Raw genomic sequence first — 19,300 nt, forward strand, 5'->3', positions numbered from 1 at the left:
GAACTGTCAAAATACTGTTACATCATACCGAATAAAGATAAGTCAATTTCTGCATATTTACAGAATTAATTATACATTATCATTATTTCAAATTCATGTTGAAAAGCAGAAACTTTTCATATAAATCTTTACAAAATAAAAAAGCTTCCTTCCCATGAAATCACAAGGGACGAAAGCTGAATTTCCGCGGTACCACCCTAATTATGTATAAAATATACATCACTTAGTAAAAATTATAGCTCCTAGGCAGCTTCAAATTACAATAGCAGAAAGTTTTCACCAGCCACTTTCTCTCTTAATGTCTATTTATAATTCTACTTTTCCTATTCATCGCTTAATATATGTTTTCAACAAAAATTATATTTCATATACATAATTCTGTCAATACATATAATACTATTGTACAATACTAAACATTTAATAGTCACAAATTCTTAAAAGAAATAGTAATTAATATCATCATATAAAACTTTTATTATTACAGCTATCGGTACTATTATAATCATCCCCATAAAACCTCCAAATTTATCCCCTATAAGAAGAAGAATTATTATAACTACGGGATGCATTTCTGTATTATCTCCAGTTATTTTAGGCGATAATATATTTCCTTCTATCTGCTGTATTAAAATCATACCCGCAAGAACCCATAAAGCTTTTGATGGTGACAATATAAATGCAATAAAAACGGCAGGTATCATTCCAAAAATCGGTCCAAAATAAGGTATTATATTAAATAATCCATTAAGTACTGCAATCCACAAAGGAAATCTTATTCCAAGCAATATAAGAAGAATAAAAGTAAGAATTCCTATTATTCCACATAAATATAACTGACTACATATATACCTTTTTAGAACTTTGTTTATATCTTTTACTATTTTTTCAGTAAGATCTCTTCTTTCTGTAGGAAGAAAAAGCAGCATCCTTGAAAACATCTTTGTTCCATCACACATAAAATAATATGTAATTATAGGAATAACCGCTAATGATATTACTTTTGAACTTGTTTCCAATATATTATCAAATATATTTTCTGAAAAATTCACCCATATTCTATTACTTTTTTCTACAATCAAATTGTAGAAAGCTTCTATTTTAGGTGCATTATTCAAGTTGAACTTTTGAATAATATCTTCATATAGTAATGTTAAATCATCAAATACATCATTTATAGATGATAGTTCTTTTATAAAACCTGGTAAAATCATTGCAATACCTAGCACGACAATCGTTATGACAATTACTATTACTACTATAGATGATACTCTCCTATCAAGTCCAACTCTCTCTTCAAAAAATTCTTTAATTGGACTTAAAATATATGCTAATACAAAAGAAATAAATACAATATCTGTTATTTCCTTGACAGATGAATTAAATAAATATAGACATATAAGACTTATTCCTATCAGAACACCTGCTAATACAAGCAACTTTGATTTATGCTTTTGCAGAATCATTTTTCTTCTCCATATCATGTATCATTGTCTTAAATTCAATATTATCTTTCCCAGTGTACAAAATATATTCGTCACCTAATATACATTGTTCTAGCAGAAATATTTCTTTTCCTTTTATCAATCTATCAAAAATCCCTGAACTTGCTACAATTCCTTTTATATTATAATTATTACTATCCACTATAATATCCTCTAAAACACCTTTTTTTATTCCATTAATATCAACTATATTCAGGTTCTTAATAGACTTAAAACTTAATCCACTTCCCTGCTTTCTGCTATAAACAACAACTTCATCATCAAGTTCGATTACATCTTCAATATCTATATAATCATTTTTATTAAGAAAACTTAGGGATGAACATTTAAATCCAACTACTCTTTGATTATAAAAATCTATATATATATCTTCTACCACACCTATTTTTTTCCCATTAACATCATATATGTTTTTCAAATAAAAATCTTTACTTCTCAGCATCAATACACATCCTTATTAGGTTAATAACTATATGTTTCCCATAACAAAGGAATTTAATCCTATTGCTCATTACTTTTTAAGTAATAGTGAGCAATTTTTTACAATAATTTTTTTAAAAAAATTTGTATCATAAATTTGTAAATCAAAGAAAGGCGGTATAATATATGAATAATAAAAATACTTTTTAAAACTTTGAAAATGGAATTTTAAAACTTCCTTCCCATGAAATAAAATTCGCAGATATAGAATGGACTAAACATCCTGCCTTCCAAGGGGTTGAATTAAAACATATTGTTACAGGAGATGAAACTAACGGACAATACAGCTATCATCTCGTAAGAATTCATCCTGGAAAAAGCATTAAAAATCATGTTCATCAAAAACAAATTGAAACTCATGAAGTAATAGCAGGTAATGGGTATTGTATAAATAATGGTACAAAGCTTGATTATACAAGTGGTACAATATCAATATTTGACATGAATACTCCTCATGAAGTAACAGCTGGAGAAAATGGACTTTATATGTTTGCAAAGTTTTTTCCCGCTTAATGAAAAATTCATTTTTAATCATGCATCTTATTACATGACATTATATATTCCATTGGAGTAATACCTACAATTTTTTTAAAATATTTTATAAAGTGGCTTTGATCATAAAATCCCATATCCAAAGCTACTTTATTTATGTTTTCACCTTTTCGTATCCTATTTTGTGCAGTTCTTATTCTATTCTGAATTTGAAATTTATGAGGTGTTATTCCTATATTCTTTTTAAATTGTCTTATAAAATGATATTTGCTTATAAACAGCTTTTGACTCAATTCTTCAACATTCATATCATTTTCCAAATTTTTATCAATAATATTATTTATTATATGTAGATATTCTTCATTTAATTCTTCTTTAACTACATAGGTATATATCTTTTCCAATTCTTTAATTATTATAGATTTCACATCAATATCAACCAAATCCTTCAAGTAAAGTCCACATATAATATTATCTATATATTTTCCAACCTTTTCAAAGCTATACTTCTTCATAAACTCTGATTTTACGCAAAAAATAAGTGATGAATATCCACATATTCCAGCTTCTATAGAATGAGATTTGTAGGGCTTTACAACATATACATCTCCCGCAAAATATTCGCATTTTATATTTTCCTCTTGAATTTTAAGACTTCCATCTATTATTATTGCTATTGTATATATAGATTTATGATTATGTTGACAATATGAAATTTTTGAATTTTTGATATAAATAACCTCAACAAACTCTTTTTCTGTATGAAAACACTTTATCTTACTACACTTCAATAAAATTCGCCTGCCTTTATATAATCGATTATATTTGTTTTAAATTCAAATATTTATTCTGTCTCTTACAAAAAATATTGTAAATTATATTAAAAAAGAGCATTATATCTTTAAAATATAACACTCCCTAAAAATATCATATGTATTTAAATTATGCTCTCTATTATTCCTCCACCAACAACTACTTCTTTATCATAAAAAACTACAGACTGCCCTTTGGTTATAGCTCTCTGCTTATCTTTAAATGATACTTTTACTTTTCCATTAGGTAATGGTGAAAGTACAGCTTCTGCTGGTTTTGCTGAATACCTTATTTTAGCTTGAACTGTTAATTCATCTTTTAATTTATCAAAAGGTATAAAATTAACATCTGTAGCAATAAGATCATTCTTGAATATTTCATCTTCTGATCCTATTATAACTTCATTAGTTTTTGCGTTAATTCCAGTAACAAAAACTGGTCTTCCAAGTGCCAATCCAAGACCTTTTCTCTGTCCAATAGTATAATACACAATACCTTTATGCTTTCCAAGCACATTTCCTTCTTTATCCACGAAATTGCCTGGTTTTACTCTGTTAGGTCTTGCTTCCGAAATATACTTTCCATGATTATTATCCGAAATAAAACATATTTCTTCACTATCTTTTTTATTATGTACAGCTAATCCTATTTCTTTAGCAATTTCTCTTATCTTTGTTTTTTCATAATCACCACAAGGCATCAATGTATGAGCCAGCTGATCTTGTGTAAAATTATATAGAGCATATGTTTGATCTTTAGAATCATCTTCTGATCTTATAAGCAGATATCTTCCATCTCTTTCTTCAATTCTAGCATAATGTCCTGTTGCCACATAATCTGCACCAATCCCTCTTGCTCTTCTTAAAAGTTCATCAAATTTAAGGTGTTTATTACATTCTATACATGGATTTGGAGTTCTTCCATCCATATATTCTTGTATAAATGGCTCTATTACTTTTTCCTTAAAATAATCTCTAAAATTCAATACATAGAAAGGTATATCTAATTTATCACATACTCTTCTTGCATCTTCAACTGCTGAAAGTGAACAGCATCCGCCTTCTCTTTCTTCATATTCTTTATCTTCCTGCCATATCTGCATTGTAGCGCCAATAACTTCATATCCTTGTTGTTTTAATAAGTATGCAGCCACAGAGCTGTCAACTCCGCCACTCATACCCACTAAAACTTTCTTTTTACCGCTCACCTTTACTATTCTCCATGAACCATATCATGTAATTCATCATGGTTATGTTCTTCCATTGGATGAACTTCTAAACCATTTTTTTCTCTATAATCATTAATAGCTTTATGAATAGCTTCTTCTGCAAGTACTGAACAATGCATTTTTACTGGTGGAAGTCCATCTAAAGCTTCTGCAACAGCTTTATTACTCAATTCCCATGCTTCATCTATTGTCTTTCCTTTTATCATTTCAGTTGCCATTGATGATGATGCAATTGCAGATCCACATCCAAAAGTTTTGAATTTAACATCTTTAATTATATTATCTTCAACTTTTAAATAAATTTTCATTATATCTCCACATTTAGCATTTCCAACTTCACCAATACCATTAGCATCTTCTATTTCTCCTACATTTCTTGGATTTTGAAAATGATCTAAAACTTTATCACTGTATATCATAATTATTTTTCTCCCTTCTTAATAAAGTCATCCCATAATGGTGACATATTTCTTAATCTTTCTATTATTGGTGGTGTAACTTCCAATACGTAATCCACATCTTCTTCAGTAGATCCTGCACCTAATGTAAGTCTTAATGATCCATGAGCTAATTCATGTGGAAGACCTATTGCTAAAAGTACATGTGATGGATCAAGTGATCCTGAAGTACAAGCACTTCCGCTTGAAGCACATACTCCCTTAAAATCTAATGAAAGTAATATTGATTCACCTTCTATAAATGTAAACCTAACATTAACATTTCCAGGAAGTCTCTTATCTCCTCTTGGTCCATTTAAATAAGTATATGGAATTTTTAGCAATCCATCAATAAGTTTATCTCTTAATACAGTCATCTTTTTCATATGTTCTTCAACATTACTTGTTGCAAGTTCCATTGCTTTACCGATACCAACAATTCCTGCAATATTTTCTGTTCCAGCTCTTCTATTTCTTTCTTGAGCTCCCCCATGAATAAGATTATCAATTTTAATTCCCTTCTTTATATAAAGAACTCCTACTCCTTTAGGTCCATAAATTTTATGTCCAGCTAAAGATAACATATCAATATTCATATCTTTAACATCTATTGGAACATTTCCAACTGCTTGAACTGCATCTGTATGAAATAATACTTTCTTTTCCCTACAAATTTCACCAATTTCTTTTATTGGTTGAATAGTTCCTATTTCATTATTAGCAAACATTATAGAAACCAATATTGTCTTATCTGTTATAGCATTTTTTAAATCGTCTAAATTTATAAATCCTTCACTATCAACATCAAGGTATGTAACTTCAAATCCATGTTTTTCTAAATACTGACAAGTATGAAGAACAGCATGATGTTCAATTTTTGTTGTTATTATATGATTTCCTTTTTTCTTATGAGCAGAAGCAATTCCTTTTATTGCCCAGTTATCAGCTTCTGATCCTCCACCTGTGAAATAAACTTCATCAGGCAGACAATTCAAACCTTTTGCAACTTTTTCTCTTGCTGAATCTATAGCTCTCTTTGTTTCTCTAGATATTCCATAAAATGAAGATGGATTTCCAAACTTCTCTGTAAAATATGGCATCATTTCTTCTAAAACTTCAGGCTTAACATAAGTTGTTGCTGAATAATCCATATAAACATTTCTCATTGTATATTAACACTCCTCTACGATTCTTATCTTGCTGCTTTCTTTTTTTATATTTTCATAATTATCCACTATATCTTGTAAAGAAATAGAATTCATAACTTCATCTATACTATTTTTTATTCTTTCCCATACAAATTTAGTTGCACAGCTATGTTCACTTTCACATTGGTATCCATCAATACAATCTGCAATTTCAATTGGACCTTCAAGTATTGTCATAATATCACCAACTGTTATTTCACTTGGATGCTTGCATAAAACATATCCACCTTGTGCTCCTCTTATGCTTCTTATCATATTTGCGCGCCTTAAAGGACTAAAAAGCTGTTCTAAATAATATTCAGAAAGATTTTGTTCTTTCGATATTGTCTTTATTGAAATAGGGGCACCTCCATAATGAGCAGCAAGCTCTACCATGGCTCTTACTCCATATCTTCCTTTTGTCGATAATTTCACCATCTCACCCCTTATTATCATTCATTTCATCTATATCTTATCAAAATACTCGGCTATTGTCAAACTCAAAAATATTTCTGTAATTAATCATATTATTTATTATTCAAATATAACTGAAAACTGATGTAATCTTGACAAAATCACATTGGATATTTTTTATAATATTTATATGAATAGTATGTTTTATTATTAATTTTATATATATTTCTACCTTTAATATAAAATCTTTTCATTATATAAAATTGTCTTTTATTACTCATTATATCATTTTATATTAGTTTGCATAGATTTTTTAAAATTATTAATATTTTATCTTGTTCCAATAATTTTTTATACTTGTTTCATATTTATTATTCTGCTCTTCATAATATTTCCGTCCTATTAATTCTTTAGGCATATACTGCTGTTTAATGTAATGATTTTCAAAATCATGCGGATATTTATACCCTCCAACTCCTAATTTTTCAGCTCCACTATAATGTGCATCTTTTAAATGCATTGGAACATCTCCTACATTCATATTTTCCAAATCATTAAGAGCTCGATTTATAGCAATGCAAGCACTATTTGATTTTGGAAGTGTTGCAAGATATATAACCATTTCAGATAATATTAACCCTGCTTCAGGCAGTCCTGTTTTTAAAACAAGATCTATTCCTGAATTTATTACTGTAAGTGCATTAGGCACAGCAAGCCCTATATCTTCTGCTGCTATTACCGCAATTCTCCTGACTATTGCATTCAGTTCTCCACCTTTTATGAGTCTTGCAAGATAATGAACTGCTGCATCAGGGTCACTTCCTCTTATACTCTTTTGAAGTGCACTCAAAAGATTATAGAATTCATCTCCACTACTGTCTGCTCTCATAGTGGACTGTCCAAGACTTTCAATGTATTCTTTAGTTATTTCTCTGATATGTTTGATTTGTGAATTTATAGCAAGTTCAAGAATATTATAAGATTTTCTATAATCTCCCTGAGATATTTCTGCTATATATTTTAGTGCATCTAATGAATAATTCACATTCACACCTTCATTTATAAGTTTTTTTAAAGAATTTTCAAGTCCTATGACTATATCATTACTGTTCAACGGTTTAAATTCAAATATATTGCATCTGCTTATTATAGCTTTGTGTATTACAAAATAAGGATTTTCTGTAGTACTTGCAATCAATGTTATTCTTCCATCTTCAATAAATTCTAATAACGCCTGCTGCTGCTTTTTATTAAAATGTTGTATTTCATCAATATAAAGTACCACTCCATTATAACTCATCAGATTTCCCATATTATTCGTTATGTCCTGTATATCTTTGACACTTGCTGTTGTTGCATTTAATTTATAGAATTTTTTATCAACATAGTTAGCCATTATATTTGCTAAAGTTGTTTTTCCTGTACCTGGTGGTCCATAAAATATGCAATTACATATTTTTCTGTTTTTTATTAAATTATATAATGGTTTTCCTTCACCAAGTATATGCTTTTGACCTGCAAAATCCTCTAGTGATGAAGGTCTCATTAAATCAGCTAATGGTCTCACTAAAAATATCCCCTATCCTATACATATATATCTATAATTTTAATTTCTATAATACATATTCAAATAGCTCAAATATTTCATCATTCACTATTGAATATATATTGATGAAATATGATAAATATATATTACCATATTTCATCAATATACAACTGATTAAATTATATCATTAATATCTTCACATCTAAAATCCTCAAAATAATACAGCTATTATATTGTTAATTTCCATATAATAGCTGTTTATTTAGACTATTTTAGTATACTACTTGTTTCCTTCATCATTCCATCAAGTTTTTTAGCCACACCTTCAAGCATATTCATTGATTCGTTTATGAAATTTCCCTCTTGTGTAATATTATCAACATCATACAATGCATCTTCAACATTTTTCAATAATTTTTTGTTGGTCTCTAATGTATCTTCCACTATGCCCTTTATCTTATCTATAACGTAATATAATTTTTTCTCACTTTCCTTGGCATTACTTACAGCTCTCTTCGACTTATCAGACAATTCTCTTATATTCTCAGCAACTACAGAAAAACCTTTTCCAGCTTCTCCAGCTCTTGCAGCTTCTATAGAAGCATTTAAAGATAACAAATTTATATCACTTGCTATTGAATTAACATTTTTTATCATTATTTTATATTGATCAATTTCACTTGAGATATCCATAGTTGCTAATCTGATGTTAGTACATAACTGATCCATTTCATTCATATGTTTTGATACACTATTCATATCATCAGAACTTCTAATTCCTAAATTATTTATCTTATTAGTTCCTTCTCCAACTTTATCTATATTGTCATTCAATACTTCCATAACTTGTTCAAGTTTTCCAACAAGTTCAGCTACTTTGTTATTAATATTCTCCATTTCCTTTTTTTCTTTCCTACATATGTATAATACATTTTGATTACAATTTAATGGCTGATTTACTCCTTTAGCTATTGCAATGGCCATATTCCTACATGTTTGATATCCACATGCATGACAATCAAAATTTTTCTGTTCTTCTGTAGTTTTATTTAATTTTCTATAAGCCATTTCTATTTCCTCTTCAGCAGGCTCCTCTATATATTTGCCAACAGGCTCATACTTTCTTATAAAATCATTTATATCTAATCTTTTATCAAAAAATTCATACTGTTTATCAACACCTTTTTTTGTAGTATTCTGCTTTCTTTTTTCTCTTGTAAATTGTTCAACATCGTACATTATGCTGTTCATTTTAAATACCATATAGTCTTGGCCCACTGCTGTTCCTCCATTACAGCCAAATTGACAGTTTAAAACATCAAATACCTGAGGTCTAAATTCTGGTTTTTCTTTTTCATAAGTATCCAAATCATTATAAACTTGAATTCCTTCACTATTTATTATGTTAAGCTTAGGATTATGAATCAATATATTATCTTTTAATCCACCTGGCCTTGAATATATAGAACCTTCAAGTCCCTGTTCTTCATCAAATTCAAAATCACTATATATTTTTACTTGAGGAAGATTTATATTATTTGCATTAAAATATTTCTTCAATTTTCCAAATGTAATATTATAATCTACAAGACCAGTCTGATTAAATTCATCTTTTTTAGCTATACATGGAGATAATGCAGCTATTTTCCCAGACATATTTAGATATTTTTTCATGTAAATCACCAAACAGATCATAGGACTCTGAATAGGAGATAAATCCTTTATTAATCCATGCCGGTATTTAAGTATGTAATTGACTATTGCCGCACAAGACTGACTTATAATTTTCCTTGCAGGTTCTTTTTCAAGAAGTCGAACATGAGCCCATGTACATATATCTGCACCAAATGAAACATCATAAATTTTATTAACTCCATTATTTCTAAGCCATTGAAGTGCATGTCTCCAATTTCCATCAAATGCAATCTTTATTGCTGGAGCCACTATTATATTTATTTTTTCACCTCTTTTTAAATCACTTATAAATTCATCCGTATCATCCTCGAATCTTCTTGCTTTATGCGCACATGCAGTAATACATGAACCGCATTTTATACACTTATCTTCATCAATAGAAATCGTAAGCTGATCATTTTCATCATATTCAGCTATATTAGCATCTATTGCAGGGCATGCTCTGACACAGTTATTACATCCTACACATTTGTCTTTATCAATTATAATTGTACTCATAGTTACCCCCCTTAAAACAACACAATTTTATACTCTTAATACTATTTTACCATATATGTAATAATAAAGCAGAAATATATTTTTTCAAGCACAACATATATTTACACTTATATTGCAAAAAACCCATATAAACATTAATAATTAATGCTTATATGGGTTTAGCCTGTTATCCAAATAAAGTTCTATCACTTAAGCCTTCTTCTCCATTTCCATTTGCTTTTTCAAATAATCCAAGAAGACTGTTTGTATCCAATTTTTCTTTTTCTTTGCCTTTTATATCTGCAAGAATTTGACCTCTGTGCATCATAAATAGTCGATTTCCATTTTCAATAGCATGTTTAAGATTATGAGTAACCATAAGAGTAGTAATTCCACTTTCTTTTACTATTTTTCTTGTTATCTCCATTATCTTTTCAGACGTTTTTGGATCCAATGCAGCTGTGTGCTCATCCAGTAATAAAAGTTTTGGCTTAGACATTACTGACATAAGAAGAGTTAGGGCTTGCCTTTGTCCTCCTGACAAGAGCTGTACTTTATTATGAAGCTTATCTTCAAGTCCTAGATTTATTTCACTGACCATTTCTTTATAATAATCAATTCTCTTTTTATTTATTCCTGGAGCAAATCCAAATCTTTTTCCTTTATTATCTGCAAGAGCTATATTTTCTAATATGGTCATATTAGGTGCTACACCCTTTGATGGATCCTGAAAAACCCTTCCAATAGATTTACATCGAATATATTCAGGCTTATTTATTACCTCAATTCCATCTAATAATATAGATCCTGAATCAGCTTGTAATGTACCAGATATCATATTCAGCAATGTAGATTTTCCAGCCCCATTTGATCCTATTATACTTACAAAATCCCCTTCACTAACTTCCAATGATAATTTATCAAATACTCTGTTTTCATTTATAGTGTTAGGATTAAACACTTTGGATAGTTGTGTCACTTTTAACATCTTTTTGTGCACCACCTTCTATAAGTTTTTTCTTTTTAAATTTAAATACACCATTATTAGAACATAGTGCTACTACTACTATAATAGCTGTCATAAGTTTCAAATCGTTAGCAGTCAAGCCTATTACAGCTCCATATTTCAATACTATTGCTATTGCACCTTTATATATTATTGCTCCGATTATAGAAAGAGTAGTTGCTTTTATGAATGTTACCTTTTCAAATAAAGATGTTCCAATTATTACTGCTGCAAGTCCCATTACAACTGTACCAGTTCCCATTCCAACATCTGCAAATCCTTGATATTGAGCTGTAATTGCTCCAGCTGTTGCAGCCAGTGCATTACTTATAAGAAGCCCTAAAACTTTTATAAAATCCTTATTTACACCTAGAGATGACACAACCTGTTCATTATCACCTACTGCAATAAGTAAAAAACCAGATTTAGTTTTCAAATATAGGTCTAAAAGAATTTTTATAACTATTAATGCCACTGCAATGAGTACTATAGCAGGTACATTTAATTTAAATATATTATCTACATTAAATAAAGGAACATTTGCTTTTCCCATTATCCTTAAGTTTATTGAATACAAGCCTATCATCATAAGTATCCCAGCCATTAAATTGTCAATTTTTAATTTAACATGTAAAAGTCCTGTAATAGTTCCAGCTATTGCTCCTCCTCCTGCTGCTACAAGTATGCTTATCCATGGATTTACACCTTTTACCAGAAGAGCAGCACTTATAGCTGCCCCCATAGGAAATGTTCCATCAACAGACATATCTGGAAAATCTAATATTTTATATGTTATATAAACTGCAATTGCTACAATAGAGAATAATAGACCTTGTTCTAAAATATTTATTAAAACATCCACTATTCTACTCCTCCTGTAACTAATTTAGCATCCTTTTCAATATCTTCTGGAATAGTTATTCCTAATTTTGTAGCAACATCTGTATTTATAGTAAATGACATTTGACTTAATGTTGTTATTTCAATATCAGAAGGATTCTTTCCATCTAATATTTCAGCTGCTTTATATCCAGCTTCTTTTCCTAATTTATAGTAATCAATACCTATAGTTGCAAGACCACCTTTAGTTACTACGGCTTCTTCTGCCCCGATAATAGGTTTCTTGGCATCTAAACAAATCTTTCCAACCAAGCTATATGCAGAAGCTACTGTATTATCAGTTGGAGTATATAAAACATCAATATCGTTTATTGCACTTGCAAGATTTTGGTTTATTTCATTTACATTTGTTACACCAACTTCTTTTACAGCTAATCCTTCTTTTTCTGCAGCTGCTTTTAATTCTTCTACTTGAATCAATGAATTGGTTTCTGAAGTATTATAAATTACTCCTACTGTCTTTGTTTCTGGAAGTAATTTCTTTAATAATTTCATTTGATCTTCTACTGGTACTTTATCAGATGTTCCAGTAACATTAGTTCCAGAACTTTTCCAATCCTTTGCAATTTCAGCTGCTACTGGATCTGTAACTGCTGTAAATACTATAGGAATATCCTTTGTTGAATTATATGCCGCCTGTGCTGCTGGTGTTGCTATGGCAAATATTAAATCCTTTTTACCATCTGCAAATTGCTTAGTTATTGTTTGTGCGTTTGCTTGTTCACCTTGAGCATTCTGCTGATCTATATTTATATTTTTTCCTTCTTCATATCCTTTTTCTTTCAATCCATCTACAAATCCATTATTTGCAGAATCCAATGCATCATGTTGAACAAGTTGAACAACACCAATATTTTTAGTATTTCCATTTCCCTTATTATCAGAATTGCTTGTCCCAGAACTTCCTCCACAGCCAATTAATGAAGTTCCTATTATTGCTGCGGTAATAAGTGCCCCTAATTTTTTCTTTCCTACCATAATTCTATCCTCCTATATATATGTTGTCAGTTTAACTTAATTATTATTTACTCCTAAAAAATAAATTGATAATTATACGCTTATATTTATGCTATTACCTCAATTGAATTGACAACCTTTTATTAATTTATTAATTTATATTATCATAATTTAAAATTACTGTAAAGTTTTATCTCCTATATATTAAAATTTTTTTATTTTTTCTCACATTTTATATATATTATGTCGAATAAAAAAAGGAGACTTAAATATTTTAAGCTCCTCATTATTTTTCTCATTTATTAATTATTTATCTAAAAACTGTTAATTTTCACATTGGAATGCTTCTATGTCCAATTCCTATAACTACTTCATCTAAATGAAGTAACCCTATGCTTAAAAATATACATACAGAAACATGTTCTCCACCTCTTGCAATTCCTACTTTTCCACCTACATTTAATCCATTAGCTCTATTGCTGATCTGAATTATGGCATCTCGTGCTGCGCCTATTACAGCACCTTCATGAAGGTGCTCTTCTCTTATAAGTCCATTTCTTTTTGCAGCTACTAGTGCACTTTCTAAAATCTTCGAAACAGATGAATTTATATTTCCACCTATATTTACTGCTGTCACCTTTATTCCTTGTTTACTATACATATTCTTTAAAACTTCTTCTTCTTCTCTATCACAAATCGCCATCTTGGTAGCTATCTTTGCAATTTTTGTACTATTACTATCCATAATATTCTCCTAACACTAAAAACTTTAATTTGATTATATAACATTAATTTTCAGTTGTCAGTTCTATATAATATTGTTATCATAGATTTTAAATGCAAAATATAATGTTTATTATCAATAATATAAAAAGCACTTAAAAGTCATTTCTTAAACTTACTTTTAAGTGCTTTCTAAATTAATAGAAGTTTCCCATATTTCTAAATTTTTTATATCTTTCATCTACCAAACTTTCTAAATCCTTATTTTTAACTTTAAGAAGAAACTGTATAATACTATTTTTAATTTCTTCTGCCGTTTTTTGAGGATTCTTGTGAGCTCCACCTCTAGGTTCTTTTATAACTTCATCTATTATATTAAATTCCTTTAGGTTTTTAGCTGTTATCTTCATAGCTTCAGCTGCTTCCTTTACTCTTGAAGCATCTTTCCACAAAATAGATGCAAAGCCTTCTGGTGAAAGAATAGAATATATTGAATGTTCAAGCATACACACATTATCTGCAACCATTAATGCTAATGCTCCTCCACTTCCTCCTTCACCAGTAATAACAGACATTATTGGTGTTTTAAGTCTGCTTAATTCAAATAAATTATTTGCAATAGCCTGACCTTGACCTCTTTCTTCAGCTCCAAGTCCGCAAAAGGCTCCTGGAGTATCCACAAAACATATTACAGGTCTCTTGAATTTTTCAGCTTGCTTCATAAGTCTTAATGCTTTTCTATATCCTTCAGGGTTAGGCATACCAAAATTTCTCTTTATATTTTCATTAGTATTGCTTCCTTTTGTTATAGAAATCACCGTAACATTTGTTCCATTAATAGAAGCAATTCCTCCTATTATAGCTTTATCATCACCAAAGCATCTATCTCCATGAAGTTCAATAAAATCTTTGAATATAATTTCTATATAAAATTTTCCTGTAGGCCTCTCTTTATGTCTTGCTATTTCAACGCTTTCCCAAGCTTCACTATTACCCTTAATAAATTCTCTATTCATAATTCTTCACTCCATGTAAAACAAGAATTCTATATATACATGCCCTAAGATCTTTTCTTTCGACTATGGAATCAATAAATCCTTTTTCTAAAAGGAATTCTGCCTTTTGAAAATTATCTGGAAGAGTCTCTTTAATAGTGTTTTCTATAACCCTTCTGCCTGCAAATCCAACAAGTGCATCTGGCTCACTTAAGATAATATCACCTTCCATTGCAAAACTTGCAGTCACACCACCTGTTGTAGGATCAGTTAATACTGAAATATATAAAAGACCAGCTTCATCATGTTTGGCTAAAGCACTGCTCACTTTCGCCATCTGCATAAGGGAAAAAATACCTTCCTGCATTCTTGCCCCTCCAGATGTAGTAAATATTATTACAGGAAGTTTGTTTGCTGTAGAATATTCTATTAATCTAGTTAGCTTTTCTCCAACTACAGTTCCCATACTTCCCATCATAAAAAAGCTATCCATTATTCCACATGCAATTTTTAATCCATTTATCAATCCTATACCTGTTACAACAGCTTCAGAACTTGTTGTCTTATGGCTGCTACTTTTAATTTTTTCATCATATCCATCAAAGCCAAGAGGATTGGTAGTTTTTAAATCTCCCCACATTTCTTCGAATGTATTTTTATCAAAAAACATTCTTATTCTTTCTTTGGCATTCAATCTGAAATGATGATTACAATTAGGACAAACATATTTGTAATTTTCCAAATCATCTTGATATATCATCTGACCACATTTATCACATTTAGTCCACATGCCTGACGGAATATTAGGTTTTTCTATTTTTAATTCTTCATTGTTCTTTAACACTGCAGGCTTTACAACTGCATATTGTCTTTTAACAAATAAATCCTTAAGCATTCTTCTTCACCATCTTTTCCGATAAAAATGACGTATCATAATCGCCTTTTATAAATTCTTTTGTATCTAAAATAGACAAATCAAAATTTATGTTGGTCTTTACACCACCCACTGCAAATTCAGATAATGCTCTTCTCATTTTTACTATAGCTTCATTTCTATCATTTCCATATGTTATTACCTTAGCAATCATAGAATCATAACAATGAGGTATCTTATATCCACAATATATAGCAGAATCTATTCTTACTCCCATTCCCCCAGGAATACATAATTCCTCAATCTTTCCAGGGCATGGTCTGAAATCATGTTCAGGATCTTCAGCATTTACCCTGCATTCAATTGCATGACCTTTTATTTTTATATCATCCTGAGTAAATCTTAATTTTTCGCCTGCTGCAATTCTTAACTGCTCCTTAACAATATCAATCCCTGTAATCATTTCTGTAATTGGATGCTCAACTTGAATTCTTGTGTTCATCTCCATAAAGTAAAAATTATTATCTCTATCAAATAAAAACTCTACAGTTCCTGCATTTTTATAATCAACTGCAAGAGCTGCTCTCTTTGCTATTTCACCCATTTTATTTCTAAGTTCCTCAGTAAGCACATTAGATGGAGCTTCTTCTAATACTTTTTGGTTTTTTCTCTGCATTGAGCATTCTCTTTCTCCAAGATGAATAATATTTCCATATTCATCTGCTAAAATTTGAAACTCTATATGTTTAGGCTTTTGAATAAACTTTTCTAAGTATAGTGTATCATCTCCAAAACATGCTTTAGCTTCAGCTTGTGCAGTTTTATATCCCATAAGAAATTCTTCATCATTAAAGGCGATTCTTATGCCCTTTCCTCCACCTCCAGCTGATGCTTTAATCATAATTGGATATCCGATTTCTTTAGCAAGCTCCAATGCATGGTTTTCATCACGAATTTCCCCTTCATATCCTGGAACAACTGGAACATCTGAAAGCTTCATTATTTTTCTTGCTTCAGCTTTATCTCCTATAAAATCTATAGTTTCATAATCTGGTCCTATAAATTTTATATTACATTCCCTGCACATTTTCGCAAACTTTGAATTTTCAGACAAAAATCCAAAACCTGGATGTATAGCATCAGCTCCTGTCAATACACACGCACTTAATATATTAGCCATATTTAGATAACTATCTTTAGGCATTGCAGAACCGATACACACAGCTTCATCAGCAAGCTGTGTATGAAGTGCATCTTTATCTATATCTGAATAAACTGCAACTGTGCTTATTCCCATTTCTCTGCACGCTCTTATAACTCTAACGGCAATTTCACCTCTGTTTGCAATAAGTACCTTCTTAAACATACTATCACCTATCCTATAGCAAATAATATTTCTGCTTCACATGCTACTTTACCATCAACAGTAGCTACACCTTTTCCTATTCCTATAGGTCCTTTAATTTTTACAATTTCACAGTACAAATCAAGTCTGTCGCCAGGAACAACTTTATTTTTAAATCTTACTTTATTTGTTCCTGCAAATAATGGTGTTTTTCCTTTAAATTTTTCCATAGATAAAATAGCAACAGCTCCAGCCTGAGCTAGTGCTTCTATCTGCAATACACCTGGCATAATAGGTTCTTCAGGATAATGTCCCTGAAAAAAAGCCTCATTAGCTGTTAAATTTTTATATCCTTTAACATACATCTTATCTTCAATATCCATTTCTACCACTCTGTCTATTAACAACATAGGATATCTATGAGGCAAAATTTCTTTTATTTCTTTAATATTAAGCATAAACAATTACGCCTCCTTTATTTTGAACAATGGTTGACCGTATTCTACCATATCACCATTCTTCACTAAACATTCAACTATCTCACCATTATATTCACTTTCAATTTCATTCATCAACTTCATAGCTTCGATTATACATATTATCTTACCTTTAGATACTATATCCCCTGTTTTAACAAAAGGTTCTGCCTCTGGGGAAGCCGATGAATAAAATGTTCCAACCATTGGAGATGTAATTGTAATTAAATCACTCTCTTCTTCACTCTGTTCTTCTACTTCTTCATTTTTTACCTTTTTAACTTCTCTTATTGCTGGTCTTTCAACTCTTTCTACAATAGGTTCTTCCTTACTACTTATATTGATATTATTAGCAGAATTATCAGATATATTCCTATTTAGTGATTTATCCATCTTTATATGATTATTTCCATCTGAAAGTTCAAAAAAAGCTAAATCAGAAGAATCTATAAGTGTAATAAGTTCTTTAATCTGTTCAAAATCCATATTATACCCTCCTAGAAGTCCCTACTTCCATTTCTTTAAAAGTAAAACTGCATTATGACCACCAAATCCTAATGAATTAGTAAGTGCATACTCTAATTCCTGCTTTCTACCTATATTAGGAACATAATCAAGATCTAATCCTTCATCTGGTGTAGTATATCCTATTGTTGGTGGTATAAATCCATCTTCTAATGCTTTTGCACATATAATAGTTTCAATAGCTCCTGCTGCTCCTAATAAATGACCAGTCATAGATTTTGTTGATGAAACTGGAACTTTTGTATCTTCACCAAATACATTTTTTATTGCTTGTGTTTCAAATTTATCATTTAATTGAGTTGAAGTTCCATGAGCATTTATATATGAAACTTTATCATGTGTAATACCACCTTCATTTAACGCATCTTTAATAGCTTTTGAAGCTCCACTTCCATCTGGAATAGGTGATGTAATATGATATGCATCACAAGTTGATCCATATCCTGAAATTTCTGCTATGATATTAGCACCTCTTGCTTGTGCATGTTCTAATGATTCTAAAACCACAACTCCAGCACCTTCTCCCATAACAAATCCTGCTCTATCCTTATCAAAAGGTATTGAAGCTTTTTTAGGATCATTAGATGTATTCAATGCTTTCATTCCATTAAATCCACCTATTCCAATTCTAGTTATAGGTGCTTCTGCTCCACCAGCAACCATAACATCTGCATAACCATGTTTAATTGTTCTGAATGCATCACCGATGCTGTTTGTTCCAGTAGCACATGCTGTTACTACAGATGTACATGGTCCCTTTAATCCATATTTTATTGCAATATTACCTGCAACAAGATTAATTATTGCCATTGGTATGAAAAATGGAGATACCCTTCTTGATTTGCCATTTTCAAGTTTTATACATTCTGTTTCTATACTTTGAAGACCACCTATACCTGATCCTACCATAACACCTATTCGTTCTAAATCTTCTTTTTCAAGATCCAAACCAGAATTTTCAATTGCTTCATGAGCTGCTGCTAATCCAAGCTGCTCAAATCTATCAAGTCTTTTACATTCTTTTTTTCCTATAATTGGTTCTGGATCAAATCCTTTAACCTCTCCAGCAACTTTTACATCAACTAAATCTTTATCAATTAATGTAATATAATCTATTCCTAGTTTTCCTTCTTTAGCATTATTCCAAAAAGTATTTACATCATTTCCAATAGGAGTTAATGCTCCCATTCCTGTTATAACAACTCTTCTTTCCATACTAATTTTCCTC

20 protein-coding genes and 1 other annotated feature are annotated in these 19,300 nt (G+C 30.1%); of the genes, 1 reads left to right on the plus strand and 19 read right to left on the minus strand.

The annotated features are described in order from the left end of the window. Positions 1-162 precede the first annotated feature (162 nt). Positions 163-340: a binding site (T-box leader), on the minus strand. Between the two features lie 94 nt (positions 341-434). Next, a complete protein-coding gene (locus tag Q0F58_RS00800; RefSeq protein ID WP_294371172.1) occupies positions 435-1,463 on the minus strand; it encodes an AI-2E family transporter in 1,029 nt (342 codons plus the stop codon). Next, entirely contained in the window at positions 1,444-1,944 is a 501-nt protein-coding gene (locus Q0F58_RS00805) for a PRC-barrel domain-containing protein (protein ID WP_294371175.1), read from the minus strand. The genes Q0F58_RS00800 and Q0F58_RS00805 overlap by 20 nt, the downstream gene beginning before the upstream one ends. A gap of 341 nt (positions 1,945-2,285) precedes the next feature. Here Q0F58_RS00805 and Q0F58_RS00810 point away from each other — a divergent pair, with 341 nt between their 5' ends. After that, on the plus strand, positions 2,286-2,495 hold the full coding sequence (locus Q0F58_RS00810; protein ID WP_294371251.1) for a cupin domain-containing protein: 210 nt from the start codon (positions 2,286-2,288) through the stop codon (positions 2,493-2,495). 14 nt (positions 2,496-2,509) lie between these two features. On the opposite strand, the gene Q0F58_RS00815 is transcribed toward Q0F58_RS00810, so the two are convergent. The 17 genes from Q0F58_RS00815 to fabF form a co-directional block, all read right to left on the minus strand. Next, on the minus strand, positions 2,510-3,265 hold the full coding sequence (locus tag Q0F58_RS00815) for an AraC family transcriptional regulator (RefSeq protein WP_294371177.1): 756 nt from the start codon (positions 3,263-3,265) through the stop codon (positions 2,510-2,512). Positions 3,266-3,411: 146 nt separating this feature from the next. Then, positions 3,412-4,464: a tRNA 2-thiouridine(34) synthase MnmA gene (gene mnmA, locus Q0F58_RS00820; RefSeq protein WP_294371255.1), complete on the minus strand. Its 1,053-nt coding sequence runs from the start codon at positions 4,462-4,464 to the stop codon at positions 3,412-3,414. A 35-nt stretch (positions 4,465-4,499) separates the two neighbouring features. Beyond that, entirely contained in the window at positions 4,500-4,934 is a 435-nt protein-coding gene (gene nifU / locus Q0F58_RS00825; protein ID WP_294371180.1) for a Fe-S cluster assembly scaffold protein NifU, read from the minus strand. A 2-nt stretch (positions 4,935-4,936) separates the two neighbouring features. After that, a complete protein-coding gene (gene nifS, locus Q0F58_RS00830; protein WP_294371184.1) occupies positions 4,937-6,118 on the minus strand; it encodes a cysteine desulfurase NifS in 1,182 nt (393 codons plus the stop codon). 6 nt (positions 6,119-6,124) lie between these two features. Further along, positions 6,125-6,574, minus strand: a complete 450-nt coding sequence (locus Q0F58_RS00835; protein ID WP_294371258.1) for an Rrf2 family transcriptional regulator — start codon at positions 6,572-6,574, stop codon at positions 6,125-6,127. A 301-nt stretch (positions 6,575-6,875) separates the two neighbouring features. Beyond that, positions 6,876-8,120: a replication-associated recombination protein A gene (locus Q0F58_RS00840; protein ID WP_294371185.1), complete on the minus strand. Its 1,245-nt coding sequence runs from the start codon at positions 8,118-8,120 to the stop codon at positions 6,876-6,878. Positions 8,121-8,366: 246 nt separating this feature from the next. Continuing rightward, complete coding sequence (locus Q0F58_RS00845; RefSeq protein WP_294371188.1) at positions 8,367-10,292, minus strand: [Fe-Fe] hydrogenase large subunit C-terminal domain-containing protein; 1,926 nt, start codon at positions 10,290-10,292, stop codon at positions 8,367-8,369. A gap of 166 nt (positions 10,293-10,458) precedes the next feature. Continuing rightward, on the minus strand, positions 10,459-11,259 hold the full coding sequence (locus Q0F58_RS00850; RefSeq protein WP_294371190.1) for an ABC transporter ATP-binding protein: 801 nt from the start codon (positions 11,257-11,259) through the stop codon (positions 10,459-10,461). Continuing rightward, on the minus strand, positions 11,225-12,139 hold the full coding sequence (locus tag Q0F58_RS00855; RefSeq protein WP_294371193.1) for an ABC transporter permease: 915 nt from the start codon (positions 12,137-12,139) through the stop codon (positions 11,225-11,227). Before Q0F58_RS00855 ends, Q0F58_RS00850 begins: the two co-directional genes overlap by 35 nt. Next, positions 12,139-13,155 (minus strand): ABC transporter substrate-binding protein, encoded by a 1,017-nt coding sequence (locus Q0F58_RS00860; RefSeq protein WP_294371196.1) that lies wholly within the window; start codon positions 13,153-13,155, stop codon positions 12,139-12,141. Before Q0F58_RS00860 ends, Q0F58_RS00855 begins: the two co-directional genes overlap by 1 nt. 310 nt (positions 13,156-13,465) lie before the next feature. Beyond that, entirely contained in the window at positions 13,466-13,879 is a 414-nt protein-coding gene (locus Q0F58_RS00865; RefSeq protein WP_294371199.1) for a HutP family protein, read from the minus strand. 175 nt (positions 13,880-14,054) lie between these two features. Beyond that, complete coding sequence (locus tag Q0F58_RS00870) at positions 14,055-14,873, minus strand: acetyl-CoA carboxylase carboxyltransferase subunit alpha (RefSeq protein ID WP_294371200.1); 819 nt, start codon at positions 14,871-14,873, stop codon at positions 14,055-14,057. Further along, positions 14,866-15,747, minus strand: coding sequence for an acetyl-CoA carboxylase, carboxyltransferase subunit beta (gene accD / locus Q0F58_RS00875; protein ID WP_294371204.1), 882 nt, complete (start codon positions 15,745-15,747; stop codon positions 14,866-14,868). The genes Q0F58_RS00870 and accD overlap by 8 nt, the downstream gene beginning before the upstream one ends. Further along, entirely contained in the window at positions 15,740-17,092 is a 1,353-nt protein-coding gene (locus tag Q0F58_RS00880; protein WP_294371206.1) for an acetyl-CoA carboxylase biotin carboxylase subunit, read from the minus strand. The genes accD and Q0F58_RS00880 overlap by 8 nt, the downstream gene beginning before the upstream one ends. A gap of 8 nt (positions 17,093-17,100) precedes the next feature. Further along, complete coding sequence (gene fabZ, locus Q0F58_RS00885) at positions 17,101-17,529, minus strand: 3-hydroxyacyl-ACP dehydratase FabZ (protein ID WP_294371208.1); 429 nt, start codon at positions 17,527-17,529, stop codon at positions 17,101-17,103. A gap of 6 nt (positions 17,530-17,535) precedes the next feature. Then, complete coding sequence (accB, locus tag Q0F58_RS00890) at positions 17,536-18,033, minus strand: acetyl-CoA carboxylase biotin carboxyl carrier protein (protein ID WP_294371211.1); 498 nt, start codon at positions 18,031-18,033, stop codon at positions 17,536-17,538. A 21-nt stretch (positions 18,034-18,054) separates the two neighbouring features. Further along, positions 18,055-19,287: a beta-ketoacyl-ACP synthase II gene (fabF, locus tag Q0F58_RS00895; protein WP_294371213.1), complete on the minus strand. Its 1,233-nt coding sequence runs from the start codon at positions 19,285-19,287 to the stop codon at positions 18,055-18,057. Positions 19,288-19,300 lie beyond the last annotated feature (13 nt).

This window comes from uncultured Clostridium sp., from assembly GCF_934754915.1.
Lineage (GTDB): Bacteria > Bacillota > Clostridia > Clostridiales > Clostridiaceae > Clostridium.

Coding starts and splice junctions, on each gene's coding strand:
- mnmA (WP_294371255.1), bottom strand. CDS start 4,464: ATGAGTGGCGGAGTTGACAGCTCTGTGGCTGCATACTTATTAAAACAA.
- nifU (WP_294371180.1), bottom strand. CDS start 4,934: ATGATATACAGTGATAAAGTTTTAGATCATTTTCAAAATCCAAGAAAT.
- Q0F58_RS00860 (WP_294371196.1), bottom strand. CDS start 13,155: ATGGTAGGAAAGAAAAAATTAGGGGCACTTATTACCGCAGCAATAATA.
- fabZ (WP_294371208.1), bottom strand. CDS start 17,529: ATGCTTAATATTAAAGAAATAAAAGAAATTTTGCCTCATAGATATCCT.
- fabF (WP_294371213.1), bottom strand. CDS start 19,287: ATGGAAAGAAGAGTTGTTATAACAGGAATGGGAGCATTAACTCCTATT.
- Q0F58_RS00865 (WP_294371199.1), bottom strand. CDS start 13,879: ATGGATAGTAATAGTACAAAAATTGCAAAGATAGCTACCAAGATGGCG.
- Q0F58_RS00880 (WP_294371206.1), bottom strand. CDS start 17,092: ATGTTTAAGAAGGTACTTATTGCAAACAGAGGTGAAATTGCCGTTAGA.
- Q0F58_RS00850 (WP_294371190.1), bottom strand. CDS start 11,259: ATGTTAAAAGTGACACAACTATCCAAAGTGTTTAATCCTAACACTATA.
- accB (WP_294371211.1), bottom strand. CDS start 18,033: ATGGATTTTGAACAGATTAAAGAACTTATTACACTTATAGATTCTTCT.
- nifS (WP_294371184.1), bottom strand. CDS start 6,118: ATGAGAAATGTTTATATGGATTATTCAGCAACAACTTATGTTAAGCCT.
- Q0F58_RS00845 (WP_294371188.1), bottom strand. CDS start 10,292: ATGAGTACAATTATAATTGATAAAGACAAATGTGTAGGATGTAATAAC.
- Q0F58_RS00800 (WP_294371172.1), bottom strand. CDS start 1,463: ATGATTCTGCAAAAGCATAAATCAAAGTTGCTTGTATTAGCAGGTGTT.
- accD (WP_294371204.1), bottom strand. CDS start 15,747: ATGCTTAAGGATTTATTTGTTAAAAGACAATATGCAGTTGTAAAGCCT.
- Q0F58_RS00805 (WP_294371175.1), bottom strand. CDS start 1,944: ATGCTGAGAAGTAAAGATTTTTATTTGAAAAACATATATGATGTTAAT.
- Q0F58_RS00870 (WP_294371200.1), bottom strand. CDS start 14,873: ATGAATAGAGAATTTATTAAGGGTAATAGTGAAGCTTGGGAAAGCGTT.